12 protein-coding genes are annotated in these 18,705 nt (G+C 73.8%); 9 read left to right on the forward strand and 3 right to left on the reverse strand.

The annotated features are described in order from the left end of the window. The first annotated feature begins 26 nt into the window (after positions 1-26). The 8 genes from ABZ780_RS14700 (at position 27) to ABZ780_RS14735 (ending at position 10,322) form a co-directional block, all read left to right on the forward strand. Positions 27-752 carry a hypothetical protein gene (locus ABZ780_RS14700; RefSeq protein WP_357486289.1) on the forward strand — a complete coding sequence of 242 codons (726 nt, stop codon included), beginning with the start codon at positions 27-29 and terminating at the stop codon, positions 750-752. Next, entirely contained in the window at positions 749-2,653 is a 1,905-nt protein-coding gene (locus ABZ780_RS14705; protein WP_357486291.1) for a DNA polymerase Y family protein, read from the forward strand. Before ABZ780_RS14700 ends, ABZ780_RS14705 begins: the two co-directional genes overlap by 4 nt. 147 nt (positions 2,654-2,800) lie before the next feature. Further along, on the forward strand, positions 2,801-6,235 hold the full coding sequence (locus tag ABZ780_RS14710) for an error-prone DNA polymerase (protein ID WP_357486293.1): 3,435 nt from the start codon (positions 2,801-2,803) through the stop codon (positions 6,233-6,235). Positions 6,236-6,328: 93 nt separating this feature from the next. Further along, positions 6,329-6,505: a hypothetical protein gene (locus ABZ780_RS14715; RefSeq protein ID WP_357010952.1), complete on the forward strand. Its 177-nt coding sequence runs from the start codon at positions 6,329-6,331 to the stop codon at positions 6,503-6,505. A gap of 55 nt (positions 6,506-6,560) precedes the next feature. Beyond that, entirely contained in the window at positions 6,561-7,328 is a 768-nt protein-coding gene (locus ABZ780_RS14720; RefSeq protein ID WP_357010954.1) for a methyltransferase domain-containing protein, read from the forward strand. Continuing rightward, a complete protein-coding gene (locus ABZ780_RS14725; protein ID WP_357010956.1) occupies positions 7,325-8,485 on the forward strand; it encodes a nucleotide pyrophosphatase/phosphodiesterase family protein in 1,161 nt (386 codons plus the stop codon). The genes ABZ780_RS14720 and ABZ780_RS14725 overlap by 4 nt, the downstream gene beginning before the upstream one ends. A 62-nt stretch (positions 8,486-8,547) precedes the next feature. After that, positions 8,548-9,807, forward strand: a complete 1,260-nt coding sequence (locus ABZ780_RS14730; protein WP_357010959.1) for a DNA polymerase IV — start codon at positions 8,548-8,550, stop codon at positions 9,805-9,807. Positions 9,808-9,923: 116 nt separating this feature from the next. Continuing rightward, on the forward strand, positions 9,924-10,322 hold the full coding sequence (locus ABZ780_RS14735) for a DUF3040 domain-containing protein (RefSeq protein WP_357010961.1): 399 nt from the start codon (positions 9,924-9,926) through the stop codon (positions 10,320-10,322). Positions 10,323-10,526: 204 nt separating this feature from the next. Here ABZ780_RS14735 and ABZ780_RS14740 read toward each other — a convergent pair whose 3' ends face one another. From ABZ780_RS14740 to ABZ780_RS14750, 3 genes are read right to left on the reverse strand one after another with little or no spacing between them, the layout of a single operon-like run. Continuing rightward, on the reverse strand, positions 10,527-12,995 hold the full coding sequence (locus ABZ780_RS14740) for a DUF3488 and transglutaminase-like domain-containing protein (protein WP_357010963.1): 2,469 nt from the start codon (positions 12,993-12,995) through the stop codon (positions 10,527-10,529). Between the two features lie 16 nt (positions 12,996-13,011). Further along, positions 13,012-14,310 carry a DUF58 domain-containing protein gene (locus tag ABZ780_RS14745; protein WP_357010965.1) on the reverse strand — a complete coding sequence of 433 codons (1,299 nt, stop codon included), beginning with the start codon at positions 14,308-14,310 and terminating at the stop codon, positions 13,012-13,014. A gap of 1 nt (position 14,311) precedes the next feature. After that, positions 14,312-15,364 carry a MoxR family ATPase gene (locus ABZ780_RS14750; protein WP_357010967.1) on the reverse strand — a complete coding sequence of 351 codons (1,053 nt, stop codon included), beginning with the start codon at positions 15,362-15,364 and terminating at the stop codon, positions 14,312-14,314. A 424-nt stretch (positions 15,365-15,788) separates the two neighbouring features. Here ABZ780_RS14750 and leuS point away from each other — a divergent pair, with 424 nt between their 5' ends. Beyond that, positions 15,789-18,629 carry a leucine--tRNA ligase gene (leuS, locus tag ABZ780_RS14755; protein ID WP_357010969.1) on the forward strand — a complete coding sequence of 947 codons (2,841 nt, stop codon included), beginning with the start codon at positions 15,789-15,791 and terminating at the stop codon, positions 18,627-18,629. The last annotated feature ends 76 nt before the right edge of the window (positions 18,630-18,705 follow it).

Raw genomic sequence — 18,705 nt, forward strand, 5'->3', positions numbered from 1 at the left:
CACAGCAACGACGGGGGGTTGGTCCGATGGCGGGCCGCATGGTGGTCGGTTCCGCCGCTCTGGCCGATCTGGTCCGTCCGGCGAGCGCACCCGATCCGGTCGGCGGCCACCGGGTGCTACCGGTGGCGCCCGAGCTGACCGGCCTCCTGCCCAACCGAGGTCTGCGCCGGGGCAGCACCATCGCGGTCACCGTCGGTCAACCCCGGCACAGCGGTGGCACCTCGCTGGTGCTGGCCCTGCTCGCCGAGGCATCCCGAGCTGGCTCGTGGTGCGCCGTGGTCGGCGTGCCGACGTTCGGCGCGGGCGCGGCCGCCGAGCTCGGCATCGCCCTGGACCGGCTGGCCCTGGTGCCGAATCCCGGTCCCGAGTGGGCCACCGTGGTCGCCGCGCTGATCGACGGGGTGGATGTCGTGGTCACCGCCGTACCGGCTGCCGTCTCCGCCTCGGTCGCCACCCGGCTGGCCGCCCGGGCTCGGCAGCGCGGCAGCGTGCTCGTCCCGTACGGCCGGTGGGACGGCGCGGACGTGACGTTGCAGGTGGTCCGCGGGTTCTGGGAAGGGCTCGGTCAGGGTCGGGGGCGGCTGCGTCGCCGGGAGGTCACGGTCTCGGCGCGGGGGCGCGGAGCGGCCGCCCGACCCAAGGAGATCAAGGTCTGGCTCCCCGGTGACGAGCTGACCCGGGTGATCCCCCGGACGGTGCGGTCGACCGTGGGCCGACCAGCCGTGCCGCTCGCCCTGGTCGGGCGGGGATGACCGGCTCGCCGATCCGGACCCTGCTGCTGTGGTGCCCGGACTGGCCGGTGCTCGCCGCCGAGATCGTCGACGGGGTGCCGGCCACCGGGCCGGTCGCCGTGCTGCACGCCAACCGGGTCGTCGCCTGCTCCGAGCGGGCCCGCGCCGAGGGGGTGCGCCGAGGGCTGCGCAAGCGGGAGGCGCAGGGCCGTTGCCCACAGCTCACCGTCGTGGAGTACGACCCGGGTCGGGACGCCCGGGCGTTCGAGCCGGTGGTCGCCGCCGTGGAGGAGGTGGTCGCCGGCGTCGAGGTGGTCCGTCCGGGTGCCTGCGCGGTGGCCGCCCGGGGTCCGAGCCGTTACCTCGGCGGCGAGGAGGCGGCCGCCGAACGACTCATCGAGCACGTCGCCCAGTCGTGTCTGGTGGAGAGCCAGGTGGGCATCGCCGACGGGGTGTTCGCCGCGGGGCTGGCCGCCCGCGCGGGCCGGGTGGTGCCGCCGGGTGGGACGCCGGCGTTCCTGGCCGGGCTGCCGGTCGAGGCGCTCGGCCGGTCGGCACTGGCCGATCTGCTGCGCCGGCTGGGGGTACGGACCCTCGGTGACTTCGCCGCACTGCCGGCCGGCGACGTGCTGGCCCGGTTCGGGTTCGACGGCGCACTGGCCCACCGGCTGGCCGCCGGGCGGGATCACCGCCCGCTCGCTGTCCGGCAGCCGCCGACCGACCTGACGGTGACCGCCGAGCACGACGAGCCGATCGACCGGGTCGACGCGGCGGCGTTCGCCGCCCGCGCGCTCGCCGAGCGGTTGCACGACCGGCTCGCCGGGCACGGGCTGGCCTGCACCCGACTCGGCATCGAGGCGGTCACCGCGCACGGGCAGGAATTGCACCGGGTGTGGCGGCACGACGGTCTGCTCACCGCCGCGGCCATCGCCGACCGGGTGCGCTGGCAGTTGGACGGTTGGCTTTCCGGCAGCAACGGCCGCGTCGGCGCCCGACCGGCCCGGCCGACGGCCGGCATCATCCGGCTGCGACTGGTCCCGGACGGGGTGATCGCCCAGGCTGGCCTCCAGGCCGGCCTCTGGGGGGAGACCGGCGAGGAGCGAGAGCGCGCGCACCGGGCGTTGAGCAGGGTGCAGGGCATCCTCGGCCCGGAAGCGGTGGTCACCGCGGTGCTCGGCGGCGGGCGTTCCCCGGCCGACCAGGTGCGACTGGTGCCCTGGGGCGACGAGCGGCTCCCCGACCGTCCCGGCCCACCACCGTCGCCGCCGGAGGAGCCGTTCGCTACCGCCGCTGGCCGTGCTGCGGACGCTGGCGGGGTTGCGGGCGCTGGTCGTGCTGCGGGTGTTGGCGGGGTTGCGGGCGCTGATCGTGCTGCGGGCGCTGACAGCGTTACTGGTGCCGGCGGGGTTGCGGAGGCTGGTCGGGCTGCGGGCGCTGACAGCGTTACTGGTGCCGGCGGGGTTGCGGGCGCTGGTCGTGTTGCGGGCGCTGACAGCGTTGCTGGTGCCGGCGGGGTTGCGGAGGCTGGTCGGGCCGTCGGTGCAGGTCGGGCTACGGGCGTTGGTCGGGCTGCTGGCCGCGGTGGGGGCGGAGTGCCGCCGTGGCCCGGTCGGCTGCCGCGGCCCTCGCCGGCGGTGGTGCTGCCGAGCCCACTCGCGGCGACCGTGCACGACGCCGCCGGCGAGGCGGTGGTGATCAGCGCGCGGCTGGCGGTGAGCGCTCCGCCCGCCCGGCTGGTGGTCGGCACCGGTCGACCGGCGGAGATCGTCGGCTGGGCCGGCCCGTGGCCGGTGGACGAGCGGTGGTGGGCTCCGGCCGAGGCGCGGCGGCGGGCCCGGTTCCAGGTCTGTCTGGCCGACGGCACCGCTCTGCTGCTCGCCGTCGAGGCTGGGCAGTGGCTGGTGGAGGCGATCTATGACTGAGTGCCGGGCCGTGGGTCCGGCCGGCCGGAAGCCCCCCAGCCTTGATCGACTCCACATCGCCGAAGTGGGGCTGTCCGAATGGGTGGGACACCCCCACTTCGGCGATGTGGAGCCGATCATGCTCGGGATCAGCCGGGAGTGGCGGGGATGAGCTTCCACAACCCGAAGATGCCCTGGTCGGAGCTGGAGCGGGTGCTCTCCGGGCGGGCTGGCGACGGGCGGGCTGGCGACGGGCGGGTCGGCGACGGGCGGGCTGGCGACGGGCGGGCCGGTGGTAGGTCGGGCGGCGGGCGGCCGCGCGAGGAGCGGCACCTGCACGTGGTGGACCCGCTCGCCGTGGACGCCGACGGTGGGGACTCCCCGGCCTGGAGTCGCCGCCGCGAGCAGTACCAGCCGCCGGAGCTGACCCGCCCCGACGGTGTGGTGCCCTATGCGGAGCTGCACGCGCACACCAACTTCAGCTTCCTCGACGGCGCCAGCCACCCGGAGGAGTTGGCCGAGGAGGCGGCCCGGCTGGGGCTCACCGCGCTCGCCGTCACCGACCACGACGGCTTCTACGGGGTGGTCCGGTTCGCCGAGGCGGCTCGTACGTTGGGCCTGCCGACCATCTTCGGCGCGGAGCTGTCCCTGGGGCTGCCCGGCCCGCAGAACGGCGAGCCCGACCCGCACGGCGCGCACCTGCTGGTGCTCGCGCACGGCCACGAGGGGTACGCCCGGCTGGCCACCACCATCGCCCGCGCCCAGCTGCGCGGCGGGGAGAAGGGCCGCCCGGTCTACGGGGAGCTGGAAGAGGTCGCCGCCGAGCTGCGCGACCACGTGTTGGTGCTGACCGGCTGCCGCAAGGGGCACGTGCCGGCGGCGCTGCTCACCGAGGGTGTGGACGCGGCGGCCCGTGAGCTGGACCGGCTGACCGCGTTGTTCGGCGCGGAGACGGTGGCGGTGGAGCTGACCGACCACGGCCACCCCGTCGACGCCGACCGCAACGACGCGCTCGCCGAGTTGGCCGCCGCGGCGGGGCTGCCGACGGTGGCCAGCAACAACGTGCACTACGCCACGCCGGGCCGGCGTCGGCTGGCCACCACCGTCGCCGCCGTGCGGGCCCGGCGCAGCCTGGACGAGATCGACGGATGGCTGCCTGCGGCGGCCACCGCTCACCTGCGCAGCGGCGCGGAGATGGCGGCCCGGTTCGCCGCGTACCCGGGCGCGGTGGCCCGAGCGGCGGAGTTCGGCGCCGAGTTGGCCTTCGACCTCCAACTGGTCGCGCCGCGGCTGCCGGCGTACCCGGTGCCGCCGGGGCACACGGAGATGAGCTGGTTGCGCAAGCTGACCGCCGACGGCGCGCGGGAGCGCTACGGGCCACCGCAGGCGCATCCGGCCGCGTACGCGCAACTCGACCACGAGCTGAACATGATCGAGGAGTTGGGCTTCCCCGGCTACTTCCTGGTGGTCTACGACATCGTCGCGTTCTGCCGCGAGCAGGACATCTACTGCCAGGGTCGGGGCTCGGCGGCCAACTCGGCGGTCTGCTACGCGCTGCGGATCACCAACGTGGACGCCGTCCGGCACCGGCTGCTCTTCGAGCGGTTCCTCGCCCCCGAGCGGGACGGCCCACCGGACATCGACGTGGACATCGAGTCCGACCGTCGGGAGGAGGTGATCCAGCACGTCTACACCCGGTACGGCCGGGAGCACGCCGCCCAGGTCGCCAACGTCATCTCCTACCGGCCCCGGTCGGCGGTGCGGGACGTGGCCAAGGCGTTCGGCTTCTCACCCGGGCAGCAGGACGCCTGGAGCAAGCAGATCGACCGGTGGGGCTCGGTCGCCACGGTCGACGTCGAGGGCATCCCGGAGCAGGTGGTGGAGTACGCCAACGAGTTGCAGACGTTCCCCCGGCACCTGGGCATCCACTCCGGCGGCATGGTGATCTGCGACCGGCCGGTGATCGAGGTCTGCCCGGTGGAGTGGGGGCGGATGCCCGGGCGCAGCGTGCTCCAGTGGGACAAGGACGACTGCGCCGCGGTGGGCCTGGTGAAGTTCGACCTGCTCGGCCTCGGCATGCTCTCCGCCCTGCACTACGGCTACGACATGATCGGGTCCCGGCTGGACCTCGGTGACATGACGCTGGACGACCCGGAGGTCTACGACATGCTCTGCCGGGCCGACTCGGTCGGGGTGTTCCAGGTGGAGAGCCGCGCCCAGATGGCCACCCTGCCCCGGCTCAAGCCCCGCGAGTTCTACGACCTGGTGGTCGAGGTGGCGCTGATCCGGCCCGGCCCGATCCAGGGCGGCTCGGTGCACCCGTTCATCCGGCGCAAGAACGGCCAGGAGCCGGTGACGTTCGCGCACCCGTTGATGCGCAACGCCCTGGAGAAGACCCTGGGTGTGCCGCTGTTCCAGGAGCAGTTGATGCAGCTCGCCATCGACCTGGCGGGTTTCGACGCGGCCGAGGCCGACCAGTTGCGCCGGGCGATGGGCGCGAAGCGTTCGGTCGAGCGGATGACCCGGATCGCCGACCGGCTCTACGCCGGGATGGCCGAGCGGGGCATCACCGGCGAGCTGGCCGACGACGTCTACCGCAAGCTCACCGCGTTCGCCAGCTACGGCTTCCCGGAGAGCCACGCGATGAGCTTCGCCTACCTGGTCTATGCCAGTTCCTGGCTCAAGCGCTACCACCCGGCGCCGTTCCTGGCCGCGCTGCTCAACGCCCAGCCGATGGGCTTCTACTCTCCACAGACCCTGGTCGACGACGCCCGCCGGCACGGGGTGGAGGTCCGCCGCCCCGACATCAACGCCAGCGGCGCGAAGGCGGTGCTGGAGTCCACCCCGGACACCCGGTGGGGCAGCGGGCCGGGGGAGCCGCCGCACGCCTGGGGGCTGGGCGGTCCGGCGGTCCGGCTCGGGCTGTCCAGCGTGCGTACCCTCGGGGCTGACGTGGCCGAGCGGATCGAGGCCGAGCGGGCGGCGGGGCCGTACCGGGACATGCCGGATCTGGCCCGGCGGGTCGGTCTCACCGCCACGCAGTTGGAGGCGCTGGCCACCGCGGACGCCTTCGCCTGTTTCGGGCTGACCCGGCGGGAGGCGCTCTGGGCCGCCGGCGCGGCGGCCCAGGACCGGCCGGGCCGGCTGCCCGGCACGGTGACCGGCGCGGCGGCGCCCACGCTGCCCGGGATGGAGGCGGTGGACCGGCTGGTCGCCGACGTGTGGGCCACCGGGTTGTCGCCGGAGAGCCATCCGGCCCGGTTCATCCGGGGTCAGCTCGACGTGCTCGGCGCGGTGCCGATCGCCCGGCTCGGTCGGGTGGAGCCGGGGCAGCGGATCCGGGTCGGCGGCATCGTCACCCACCGACAGCGCCCGGCGACCGCGGGCGGGGTCACCTTCCTCAACCTGGAGGACGAGACCGGGATGCTCAACGTCACCTGCTCGCCGGGGCTGTGGCAGCGCTACCGGCGGGTGGCCCGGACCAGCGCCGCGCTGGTGGTCCGGGGGCGGTTGCAACGGCACGAGGGCGTGACCAACCTGGTCGCCGACCGGTTGGACGCCATTGAGCCGCCGGTCAGCCCCGCGTCCCGTGACTTTCGTTGATCCAGTGATCCACATTACGGTTTCCGATGCCGTTGAGCGGGAGACTCGTCCTGAGCGGGCAGAGCCGCCCGTGATCCATGAGGGGAATGAACAGTGCTGGGGAATCACGCGTACACCGGTGGCATCGCCAACTCCCGACGGACCCGGCTCGGCGCGGGTTGGATGCCGTCGCACCTCGCCGATCCTCGCGAGTACGAGGTGACCAACGGCCCGGTCGCCAACGAGCGGCGGTCCCGCGCGGAGGACGAGGTCGAGGGCACCGAGTCCTGACCCGCCGACGCGCCGCGTCCCGCCTGCCACACGGCCGCGATGGTGACTGGACCGGGTGACTAGGCTCGACCGAGTGGAGCAGACCCGAGGCCGGTTCGCCGGGCCGCCGCTGACCCCCCGTACCGCCGTGATCTGGTCGGTGCTCCGCGCCGAGCTGGACCGGCGCGGCGACGCCGAGCTCACTGTGCTGGACGTGGGCGGCGGCACCGGCGGTTTCGCCGTCCCGCTGGCCCGGGCCGGGCACCGCGTCACGGTGGTCGACGCCAGCCCCGACGCGCTGGCCGCGCTCACCCGCCGGGCCGCCGAGGCCGGCGTGGCGGACCGGATCGCCGCGGTACAGGGCGACGGGGACGCCCTCGCGGGGCTGGTCGAGCCGGCCGGCGTCGACCTGGTGCTCTGCCACGCCGTGCTGGAGGTTGTCGACGACCCGACGCCGGTGGTGACCGCGCTGGCCACCGCGCTGCGCCCCGGCGGCGCTGCCAGTGTGCTGGTGGCCGGCCGGGCCGCCGCCGTGCTGGCCCGCGCGATGAACGGGCATCTGGACGTCGCCGCGGCGCTGGCCGCCGATCCGGACGGCACCGCCGGTGCGCGGGACACCCTGCGCCGACGCTACGACGCCCCCGGCGCCGCCGCGCTGCTCACCGCCGCGGGGCTCGTGGTCGAGGAGATCCACGGGGTACGCGTGCTCGCCGACCTGCTGCCGGCCACGGTCGCCGACGGGCAGTCCGCCGCCCTGGTCGAGCTGGAAGGAGCGCTGGCCGCCCAGCCGCCGTACCGGGACCTGGCGGCCCAGCTGCACCTGTTCGCCCGCCGGCCGGCATGACCGTCACGCCGGCGCCGCTGACCGTCCTCGGCCCGGACCACGGCGGCGACCGCCTCGCCGATGTGCTGCCCAGCGCGCTCGCCGTGCTGGGCGTGCCCGGCTCGCCCGATCCGCTCGGGCTGGTCCCCGCGCTGGCCGGGGTACGCCGGGTCGCCGTGCTGCTCGTCGACGGGCTCGGCTGGTACCAGCTGCCGACCGCCGCGCCGCACGCGCCGACCCTCGCCGGGCTGGCGGCGACGGTGGCCCGGCCACTCATCGCCGGCTTCCCGTCCACCACCCCGACCAGCCTGGTGTCGCTGGGCACCGGCGTCGCGCCGGGCGCGCACGGGGTGCTCGGCTTCACCGTGCGGGTGCCCGGCACCGACCGGGTGCTCACCCACACCGACTGGGCTGCCGACCCGTCGCCGCTGCGCTGGCAGCCGGTGCCCACCCAGCTGGAGCGGGCTCGCGCCGCCGGGGTGGCGGTGAGCGTGGTGAGCCGGCCGGAGTTCGGCGGCAGCGGGTTGACCCTGGCCGCCAACCGGGGTGGTGACTTCCGGGGCGCCGCCGGTGCGGACGCGGTGGCCGCCACCATGCTGGCCGCGCTGGCCGCCGGCCCGGGGCCGACCCTGGTCTCCGGCTACCACGCCGACCTGGACCGGCACGGCCACCTCAGCGGCGTCGACTCGGCGCCCTGGCGGATCGCCGCCACCGAGGTGGACACTCTGCTCGCCCGGTTGGTCGACGGGCTGCCGTCGGACGCGGCGCTGCTGGTGACCGCCGACCACGGCCAGCTCGACATTCCCGCCGCGCACCGCTTCGACCTGGACACCGATCCGCGACTGCGCGCCGGTGTGCGGCTGGTGGCCGGTGAGGCCCGGGTGCGTTACCTGCACGTCGAGCCGGGCGCGGTCGACGACGTGGTGGCCGCCTGGTCCGAGGTGCTGGGTGCCGCGGCGCGGGTGCACACTCGGGACGAGGTGGTGGCCAGCGGGTGGTTCGGGCCGGTGCCCGAGGAGCACCTCGATCGGATCGGCGACGTGGTGGTGACCTGCAACGACACGTACGCCGTCATGGCCACCCGCACCGAGCGGCCGATGGCGTCCCGGTTGGTGGCGTACCACGGGGCGGACACCGCCGCCGAGCTGACCGTCCCGCTGCTGGTCGTGCGGGGCTGACCGGCCCACGGTCCGGCCGGTCGGCGGCTGGTGCTGTCGTACCCCCGGGTTAACCTGCCGGGATGGGCCGCAGCCAGTCGTTGCCCCGGGGCGACGATCCGCGCTTCGGGCCGGACGCCGACGACTCCGACAGCCCGATCCTGCACGTCGACATGGATGCCTTCTTCGCCGCCGTCGAGGTGCGCCGCCGCCCCGACCTGCGGGGCCGGCCGGTGGTGGTCGGCGGCGTCGGGCCGCGCGGCGTGGTCAGCTCGGCCAGTTACGAGGCCCGCCGCTACGGCGTCCGCAGCGCCATGCCGACCAGTCAGGCCCGTGCCCGCTGCCCGCACGCGGTCTACCTGCCCCCGGATTTCAGCGCCTACACGGCCGCCTCCCGCGCGGTCATGCAGATCTTCCGGGACGTCACCCCGCTGGTCGAGCCGCTCTCCCTCGACGAGGCGTTCCTCGACGTGACCGGGGCCCGCCGACTGTTCGGCTCCCCGGCGACCATCGCCCGGCTGATCCGCCGCCGGGTCGTCGACGAGCAGGCGCTGACCTGCTCGGTCGGGGTGGCGCCGAGCAAGTTCGTGGCCAAGCTGGGCTCTACCCGGGCCAAACCCGACGGCCTGCTGGTCGTGCCGCCCGGGCAGGTCCTCGACTTCCTGCACCCGCTGCCGGTCGACGCGCTGTGGGGGGTGGGGGAGCGGGCCGCCGAGGCGCTGCGCCGGCTCGGCCTGGCCACCGTCGGCGACCTCGCCGAGGCCCCGGTGGGCATGCTCCGCCGGGCGGTGGGCGCCGCGTCGGCGGCGCACCTGCACGAGCTGGCCTGGGGGCGTGACCCGCGTCGGGTCAGCCCCGAGCAGGTCGACAAGTCGATCGGCGCCGAGGTGACCTTCGACGCCGACGTGGCCGACCCGGTGGAGATCCGCCGCGCCCTGCTGGCGCTCAGCGCGAAGGTCGGTGTCCGGTTGCGCGGTTCCGGGCAGATGGGGCGCACCGTGTCGCTCAAGGTGCGGCTGGCCGACTTCCGCACCGTCAGCCGCTCCCGCACTCTCGGCGCGGCCACCGACACCGCCCGCGAGATGTTCGACACGGTCTGGGCGTTGTACACCGCGCTCGACCCCGGTGAGCGGGTTCGGCTCGTCGGTGTCCGGGTGGAGGGGCTCAGCCCGGCGCAGGGCGCGCCCCGGCAACTCACCCTCGGCGCGCCCGAGCGCGGCTGGCGTGAGGCGGAAGCTGCCGCGGACGCCGCTGCTGCCCGATTCGGGCGGTCCGTCATAGGTCCGGCCAGTCTGTTAGGCGACCCTGACGCCCGCAGAAAGGAAAATCCACCCCACCCGTAGGTCGTCCCGCTTTCCGAGGCGCGACCCCCCTCGTAGACTTGCGGGTAAGCAGCCGGTTGGCTGCCACGGTCTGTCGGCCCGAGTGGGCCTGACCAACGTGACCGGGGAGGAGTGCCGTGCCGCTCTCTGAGCACGAGCAGCGGCTGTTCGAGCAGATCGAGCAGTCGCTTGCCGAGGACCCCAAATTCGCCTCGGCCGTGCGCGCCAGCGATCCGCGCTTCCACGCGCGGCGTCGCCTGCTCGTCGCTGCTGGCGTGATCATCGCTGGCTTGGCTCTACTGGTCTATGGCGCGGTGATCAAGACCCCGCCGCTGGCGGTGGCGGGCTTTGTCGTCATGCTGGCGTCGGCCGCGTTCGCGGTGCAGTCGCACCGGCGGGCGCAGTCACCTGACCTGCACGTGGTGGGTGGCACGACGAGTCGTCGTCGTCCCCGCGGTGGCCGATCCGGCCGCCGGTCGTCGATCCTGGACCGGATGGAAGACAGGTGGCGGCAGCGCCCGGAGGGCCACCGCTGAGCCCGTCCCGCCACTGAGGCGGGCCGTGCGCCGCGACGAGCGGGTCACCGGGGGACAGCCCCGGCGACCGCTGTCATATCCGTGCGCCCTCTGCCTGGCGACCCGTGCGATGCCCCGGTTACACCGGGTCAGGAGTTGCCGACAGGTGCGCCCCGGTCGGGGCGACGGTCGGTCGACCGCCGCCCCGAACTCGACGGGCGCAGCTCAGCGGGCCGCGCGGCCGGCCAGGATCCGACGCGGGCTCCAGCGCAGGAGCCGGTAGCGGACCCGCCCGGTCAGCGCCACCAGGCGCCCGGACGTGTCCGCCAGGCCGATCCGCCAGCGCAGCAGCACCGACGGCGGCAGCACGGCGGCGAGCAGTCGGGTCCGCCGGTCCGCCCGGGTGGCGAGCGCGCCACGGACCGCGCGCACCGCCGGCAGCAGCGGCTCACCGGTCAGCGGGTCCCGCGCGTACCGGGCCCGCTCCTCCGCCCGGCCGAGCAGCCGCGCCGCCCCGACCGCCGCCGTGTCGTCGGCGAGGGCGTCCCGGACCAGCCGGTCCGCGGTCGCCCGGGGAGTCTCGGTCCGGTCGACCTGGACCTTGAAGTCCACCAGTGTGTCGAGTAGCTCCGCCCAGGCGGCGTGCGCGTCCGCGCGGGCACGGCTGGCATCCGGGCCGACCACCACCACACGTGTCCCGTCGGCCGGCTGAACCTCGCCCGTGGTGCCGGCCACCGTCGCACCGGCCCGGCCACTCCGCCGCCGGCGCAACGCCAGTCGGCGCAGAGCCGGCGTCGCCAACAACGCCATCAGGGCCAGCAGGCTGGCCGCCCACCACGGCCACACCGGTGCCTGCTCGGCCGGCCTCTCACCGGCGAGGGAGATCCCGGAGTCGGTGTCCCGGTCGGCGTTGTCCGGGCCGGCCGGCCCGGCCGACGCGTCGGGGCCCGTCGGGGTGTCCGTGGTGCCGGTCTCCGGCGTGGACGGCTCCGGAGCGTCCGTGTCCGGCGCCCAGGCCGACCGGGTGGAGCCCGGCACGCCGTACGCCGGGGTCGCGTCGAACGGCACCCAGCCGATCCCGTCGAAGTACACCTCGGTCCAGGCATGCAGGTTGAGGTTGGTCAGCGTGTACGTGTTGCCATCGCGCTTGTTGCCGTTGGTGAACCCGAACGCCACCCGGGCCGGGATGCCCGCCGAGCGGACCAGCCAGGCCATGGCCGCCGCGTACTGCTGGCAGTAGCCGACCTTGTTGGTCAGGAAGTTGACGATGTCCTGGCCGCTGCTGCCGCTCTCGGTGCTGAGCCGGTAGCTGAACCCGTTGTCCGACGAGAAGTGCTGGTAGATCGCCAGCACCCGGTCGTAGTCGGTGCGCTTGCCCTGGATCAGCCCTTTGACCAGCTCCTCCACCTCGGGCACCGAGCCGGGGGTGGCGGTGAGCTGGCGGCGCACCGGGTGGTCGGCCGCCAGCGGTTGGGCGGCCCGCAGCGCGGCCGGCGTGTACGTCGAACGGATGTAGTCGAAGGAGTACTCGCGGCCCCGGGAGTTCTCCCGGTTGGAGAAGACGACCTGCTGGTTGGGGTCGTAGAGCCAGTTGCTGTTCAGGTCCTCGGTGCGGACCGGCTCGGCGTACACCGGCATGAGGGACATGCTGAGGCTCTTGGTGACCTCGACGGTCGCTCGGTACGGGGTCTGCTGCACTCCTCGGCCGGCCCGCTCGGTCGGGTCCGGCAGGTCCCGGTTGGCCGGACGGCCGCTCGGGTTGCGGGCCTGGAAACCACTCGGGCGCAGCTCGTCGGCGACCGCGTAGCGCAGGTAGAACGGGTTCGGCTCGGAGGTGGTCACCCTGACCAGGTCGGCCACCTCGGACTGGTTGAGCTGGCCGGCGAGCGAGGCGAACAGGTCGATCCGACCCGACGACACGCCCGACCCGGCCCGGCCGTTGCCGTTGCCCGTGCCGCCACCGAGCCGGTCGAGCAGCCCACCGGTCATGCCCGGCACCGCCAGCGGCAGCGCCACCGCCAACACCACCCCGACCACCGCGAGCCGGCGGCCGGCCGAGGCCAGCGGCGAGGCCTCCCACACGTCGACGTCGCGGCCGTCGCCGGTGAACCGGCGGCCGAACCGTCGGACCCGGTCGACGTTGTCGGTGACCAGCAGCCACAGGTAGCCGGCGGCGCCCACCACGAACGGCAGCGGGGGGACGCTGTCCACGTAGACGGCGACCGGCACCGAGTAGATGGCGAGCATCGGCAGCCCGGCCAGCGCGGGCCGGCGCAGACCCACGGCCAGCACGTCCACGAGCACGGCCACCCCGCCGACACCGAGCACGGTGATGAACAGCAACGGGTCGGTGTCCGGAACCTTGACGCCGTACGAGCGCATGTCCTCCATCGAGCCGCCGAGCAGGTCGGCGAAGTGCCCGAACGTGGCCGGCGTGGGCAGGATGGCGAGCAGCTCGCTGCCACTGGGGAACAGCCAGGTCAGGGCGAGCACCAGTGCGGCCAGCATGCCGAGCACCTGACCCCAGAGCGGTGCCCGGACCAGCCGCGTCAGGGCGGCGACCCCGGCCACCACGGCGACCGCGATGGCGGACTGCATCAGCCATGTCCAGCTCTGGAAGATGGCCGACAACGGCGCGGCGGCGAGCAGCGTGGCGGCGGCCGCCACCGCGCCGATGTTCCGACTGGCGATCATGAGGGGGACCTTCCGTTCATCGCACGCCGCCGGCGACCGTCTCGGCCAGCGCGGCGCGCATGGCGAAGCCCTGGGAACCCCGGCCCGCCTGTGGCCAGAGCACCGGCAGCCGGCTGCCGTGGTCGACGCCGACCACCCGCCAACCGCTCTGCACCATGGCGAGCACGGCGGCGCCGTGCGCGTGCTCCGCCTCGGCGCGGGCCTTCTCCGGCAGGCTGAGCCACGCGGAGCTGTTCAACAGGAACCCGACGCAGGTCGCGCCGTTGCCGCGCAGCCCGGCCAGCAGCTCGGCCTCGGCCACGCTCACCGCACCGAACAATCCGATGATCAGACCGCCGTCGGAGCGCTGCCGGACCCGCTGCACCAGACCGGCCAGCTCGGCCCGCTGGTCCAGCCGGACCTCGGCCAGATGATCGAGCAACACACCGTCGCCGCCGCCCTCCGAGGCGTCCACGTCCACCCCCGAGCCGGTGACCAGGCGCAGCTTGTAGCCGGCCTGGCGCAGGTGCACGGCGATGCTCGCGGCGGCGGAGACCGCCCACTCGAAACTCGCCGTCGGGCCGTCGCCGCGGTGGCCGTACGCGCGGGTGTCCAGCACGACCGTGGCCCGGCTCTCCCACGGCTGCTCCTCGCGGCGCACCATCAGCTCCCCGGTGCGCGCCGTCGACTTCCAGTGCACCCGGCGCAGGTCGTCGCCGCGCCGGTACTCCCGGGTCGCCGCGTCGTCCTCCCCGTGCACCGCCACCGACCGGGCCCGGCTGTCGCCGCTGCCCGCGTACTCCCCGGGGAGCCGGACCGACGGCAGCGGGGTGACCTGCGGGATGACCGTCAGGTGGTCGGTGCTGGGGAAGGCCCGGGTCAGCTCGCAGAGACCGAACGGGTCGGTCATCCGGACCACCAGCGGGCCCACGTCGTAGCGGCCGCGCACGTCGGCGCGCACCGTGTACGCCACCGAGCTGGCCTGGTGTGCGCCGAGCCGCTCCAGGACGACCCGTGGCCGGCTGCCCAGCGCGTAGGGCAGCCGATCCTCCAGCAGCAGCGTGCCGGTGGGCAGCCGGGACAGGTTCTGCAGGCGCAGCACCACCCGCGAGTTGGCCCCGACCGGCACCCGGTGTGGGTCCAGCGAGCGGTTGCAGGCCAGCTTGTAGCGGCTGCGCCCCACGTAGGCGGCGGCCAGCAGCGGAAGGATGGCCAGCAGCACGGCCACCCGGAGCAGGTCCTTCTCGCCGAGGATGACGGCCGAGAGGGCCGCCGCGACCGCGGCGGCCAGGAACGAGCGCCCGCGGGTGGTCAGCCCGCGCAGCCCGGCACGCACGTCACGGCCTCCGCGGCTCGTAGGGCGCGCGACCGTTGCCGGTGGCGGGCCGGGTGTCGTAGGGGTTGCGCTGCCGGTCGTGCGGCAGCGGCAGTCGGTGCACCAACTCGGAGACGATCGCGTCGGTGGTGCGCCGGGCGAGCTGCGCGTCGGCCGTCGGGATGATCCGGTGCGCCAGCACCGGCACCGCCAGGGCCTGCAGGTCGTCGGGCAGGACGTAGTCGCGGCCCTCCAGGGCGGCGACCGCCCGGGCGGTGCGCAGCAGTTGCAGGGTCGCCCGGGGGGACGCGCCGAGGCGCAGGTCGGGGGCCTCGCGGGTGGCGGTGACCAGGTCGATCGCGTACTGCTTGACGGCGTCCGCGACGTGCACCTGCCGGACGGTGGAGATGAGCTGCCGAACGATGTTCGCGTCGGAGACCGGGCGCAGCTCGTGCAGCGGGTCGGTGGCGCCGTGCCCGTCGAGCATGGCCAGCTCGGCGTTCACGTCCGGGTAACCCATCGCGATCCGGGCGGTGAACCGGTCGCGCTGCGCCTCGGGCAGCGGGTACGTCCCCTCCATCTCGATCGGGTTCTGGGTGGCGATGACCATGAAGGGGGTCTGCAGCTGGTAGGTCACGCCGTCGACGGTGACCTGGCGTTCCTCCATGCACTCCAGCAACGCCGACTGGGTCTTCGGCGACGCCCGGTTGATCTCGTCGCCGACGACCAGGTTGGCGAAGACGGCACCCGGACGGAACTCGAAGTCGTGCGTCTCCTGGTTGTAGACGCTGACGCCGGTGACGTCGCTGGGCAGCAGGTCGGGGGTGAACTGGATGCGCCGCACCGTGCAGTCGATGGACCGAGCGAGGGCCTTGGCCAGCTTGGTCTTGCCGACGCCGGGAACGTCCTCGATGAGGAGGTGCCCCTCGGCGAGGAGGACAGCCAGGGCCAGCCGCACGGTGGCGGTCTTGCCCTCGATGACCTGCTCGATGTTGGACACGATGGCCTCGCTGGCGGCACGGAACTCGTCGTGCGGCAGTAGGCCGCCCACCTCGTCCCAGGTCTGTTGTGTCACGGGCCTCCTCCTCGTCGCCGTCACGGCAGCTCTGTAGAGAGCACCTGGACCCGCCGTTGGGTTCGCGACGTCGAGCCTCGTTTGCCGCAGGATTCTCACTGGCCTCTCAGGCTAACCATGTTTGTCGTTATCGCCGACCCCCGCAGGTAGTCGGTCGGTTACGTACGGATATTCGCCGAGTCGGGGGACCGATCCCGGGCATCGCGGGTCACGGTCGGCCGGCCGGGCGACGGGGTACACTGCCGGACATGGCCGGAGTCTTCCTGCTTCTTACCGGGCCGTGCTGATGCGCTGAAGGCGCGACAGCACGGCGGCCCCTCCTGCGCGAGGGGCTTTTTCGTGCCCGCCGCCGGCTCGTACCCGGCGGCGCCGAGAGGACCGGCCCGGCGGTGCCGAGACGAAGCGAAGCAAGCGAGGAGAGACGATGAGTGAGGCAGCCGCACCGGCGGGCGACATTCCCCCGTTCCGGTACACCGCGGCCCTGGCCGACGAGATCGAGATTCGTTGGCAGGACATCTGGGCGCGCGAGGGCACCTTCCACGCACCGAACCCGACCGGCCCGCTGGCCGACCCGACCCACCCCCGCGCCGGCGCGGAGAAGCTGTACGTGCTGGACATGTTCCCGTACCCGTCCGGCGCCGGCCTGCACGTGGGCCACCCGCTGGGCTACATCGGCACCGACTGCTACGCCCGCTACCAGCGGATGGCCGGCCGCAACGTGCTGCACGCGATGGGCTTCGACGCGTTCGGCCTGCCCGCCGAGCAGTACGCGGTGCAGACCGGCACCCACCCCAGGACCACGACCGTCGCGAACATCGAGCGGTACAAGGCGCAGCTGCGCCGGCTGGGGCTGGCGCACGACGAGCGGCGCTCGGTGGCGACCATCGACACCGACTTCTACCGCTGGACCCAGTGGATCTTCCTGCAGATCTTCAACTCCTGGTACGACCGTGACGCCGCGAAGGCCCGGCCGATCGCCGAGCTGATCGCCGAATTCGAGGGCGGTAACCGGCCGACCCCGGACGGCCGGCCCTGGGCCGAGCTGAGCGTCGCCGAGCGCCGCCAGGTCGTCGACGACCACCGGCTGGCGTACGTCTCGCAGGCCCCGGTCAACTGGTGCCCCGGGCTGGGCACCGTGCTGGCCAACGAGGAGGTCACCGCCGACGGGCGCTCCGACCGGGGCAACTTCCCGGTCTTCAAGCGCAACCTGAAGCAGTGGATGATGCGGATCACCGCGTACGGTGACCGGCTGCTGGACGACCTGGACAGCCTGGACTGGCCCGAGCCGATCAAGCTGATGCAGCGCAACTGGATCGGTCGCTCCACCGGCGCGCACATCGACTTCCCGACCGCGCAGGCGCCGGTGCGGGTGTTCACGACCCGACCGGACACCGTCTTCGGGGCCACCTACATGGTGCTGGCTCCCGAGCACGAGCTGGTCGACGCGCTGGTGCCGGCCGCCTGGCCGCAGGGCACCAGGGACGTCTGGGCCGGCGGGCACGCCAGCCCTCGGGCGGCCGTCGAGGCGTACCGCAAGGCCGCGGCGGCCAAGACCGACGTCGAGCGGCAGTCCGACACCAAGGAGAAGACCGGCGTCTTCATCGGCGCGTACGCCACCAACCCGGTCACCGGCGGGCAGATCCCGATCTTCATCGCCGACTACGTGCTGGCCGGCTACGGCACCGGCGCGATCATGGCGGTGCCCGCACAGGACGAGCGGGACTGGGCGTTCGCCGAGGTCTTCGAGCTGCCGATCGTGCGTACCGTGCAGCCGGCGGAGGGCTTCGACGGCAAGGCGTACACCGGTGACGGCCCGGCCATCAACAGCGCCGCGCCCGAGCGCGGCCTGGACCTGAACGGCCTGGGGGTCACCGACGCCAAGGCGGCGACCATCGCCTGGCTGGAGGCGAACGGCCACGGTACGGGCGCGGTGACCTACCGGCTGCGCGACTGGCTGTTCTCCCGGCAGCGCTACTGGGGTGAGCCGTTCCCGATCGTCTACGACTCCACCGGCGCGGCCATCGCCCTGCCGGAGGAGATGCTGCCGGTCGAGCTGCCGGAGGTGGACGACTTCTCGCCGAAGACGTTCGACCCGAACGACGCGGACTCCAACCCGGAGACCCCGCTGTCGCGTCGCCGCGACTGGGTCGAGGTGGAACTGGACCTGGGTGACGGGCCGAAGCGCTACACCCGCGAGACCAACGTGATGCCGCAGTGGGCCGGCTCCTGCTGGTACGAGATGCGCTACCTGGACCCGACCAACTCGGAGCGGTTCGTCGACGCCGAGAACGAGCGGTACTGGATGGGCCCGCGCGCCGACGGCGACTGCGGGGGCACCGACCTGTACGTCGGCGGCGCCGAGCACGCCGTGCTGCACCTGCTGTACGCGCGGTTCTGGCACAAGGTGCTGTTCGACCTGGGGCACGTGTCGTCGTTCGAGCCGTTCCGCAAGCTGTTCAACCAGGGCATGATCCAGGCGTACGCGTACACCGACTCGCGTGGCAGCTACGTGCAGGCCGAGGAGGTCGTCGAGCGCGACGGCGCCTACTTCCTGGATGACGAGGTGGTCAACCGCGAGTACGGCAAGATGGGCAAGTCCCTGAAGAACGTGGTCACCCCGGACGACATGTGCGCCGCGTACGGCGCGGACACCTTCCGGGTGTACGAGATGTCGATGGGCCCGCTGGAGGTGTCCCGCCCCTGGGAGACCCGGGCCGTGGTCGGCTCGTACCGGTTCCTGCAGCGGGTCTGGCGGGCCGTCATCGACGAGCAGACCGGCGCGCTGCGGATCACCGACGACCCTGCCGACGAGGCGACCCGCCGGCTGCTGCACAAGGTGATCGACGGCGTCCGGGGCGACATGGACGGCATCCGGTTCAACACGGCGATCGCCAAGCTGATCCAGCTGACCAACGGGCTGACCGGGCTGGCGGCGACGCCCCGTGAGGTGGCCGAGCCGCTGGTGCTGATGGTGGCGCCGTTCGCCCCGCACGTGGCCGAGGAGCTGTGGCGCCGGCTGGGTCACGAGACCTCGCTGACGTACGCGGACTTCCCGACCGCCGACCCGGCACTGCTGGTGGCCGACACGGTGACCTATCCGGTGCAGGTCAACGGCAAGGTCCGTGGCCGCATCGAGGTCCCAGCCGACTCGCCCGAGGAGGCCGTACGCGCGGCAGCCCTGGACGCGGTGGCGTCCTCCCTGGCCGGCAAGGAACCCCGCAAGGTCATCGTGGTCCCGGGCCGAATGGTCTCCGTAGTCGCCTAACGCCTTCGCCGCCCCGGCGGGCGGGCCGGCGTGAACGATAGACATCGCGACGTCTGCCGAGGCGGGACGTCGAGAT

This window comes from Micromonospora sp. NPDC047467, from assembly GCF_040643095.1.
GTDB lineage: Bacteria > Actinomycetota > Actinomycetes > Mycobacteriales > Micromonosporaceae > Micromonospora.

Excerpts from the sequence above, each read along its gene's own strand:
- ABZ780_RS14710 (WP_357486293.1), top strand. The coding sequence starts at position 2,801 with ATGAGCTTCCACAACCCGAAGATGCCCTGGTCGGAGCTGGAGCGGGTG.
- leuS (WP_357010969.1), top strand. The coding sequence starts at position 15,789 with ATGAGTGAGGCAGCCGCACCGGCGGGCGACATTCCCCCGTTCCGGTAC.
- ABZ780_RS14700 (WP_357486289.1), top strand. The coding sequence starts at position 27 with ATGGCGGGCCGCATGGTGGTCGGTTCCGCCGCTCTGGCCGATCTGGTC.
- ABZ780_RS14705 (WP_357486291.1), top strand. The coding sequence starts at position 749 with ATGACCGGCTCGCCGATCCGGACCCTGCTGCTGTGGTGCCCGGACTGG.
- ABZ780_RS14725 (WP_357010956.1), top strand. The coding sequence starts at position 7,325 with ATGACCGTCACGCCGGCGCCGCTGACCGTCCTCGGCCCGGACCACGGC.
- ABZ780_RS14730 (WP_357010959.1), top strand. The coding sequence starts at position 8,548 with ATGGGCCGCAGCCAGTCGTTGCCCCGGGGCGACGATCCGCGCTTCGGG.
- ABZ780_RS14740 (WP_357010963.1), bottom strand. The coding sequence starts at position 12,995 with ATGATCGCCAGTCGGAACATCGGCGCGGTGGCGGCCGCCGCCACGCTG.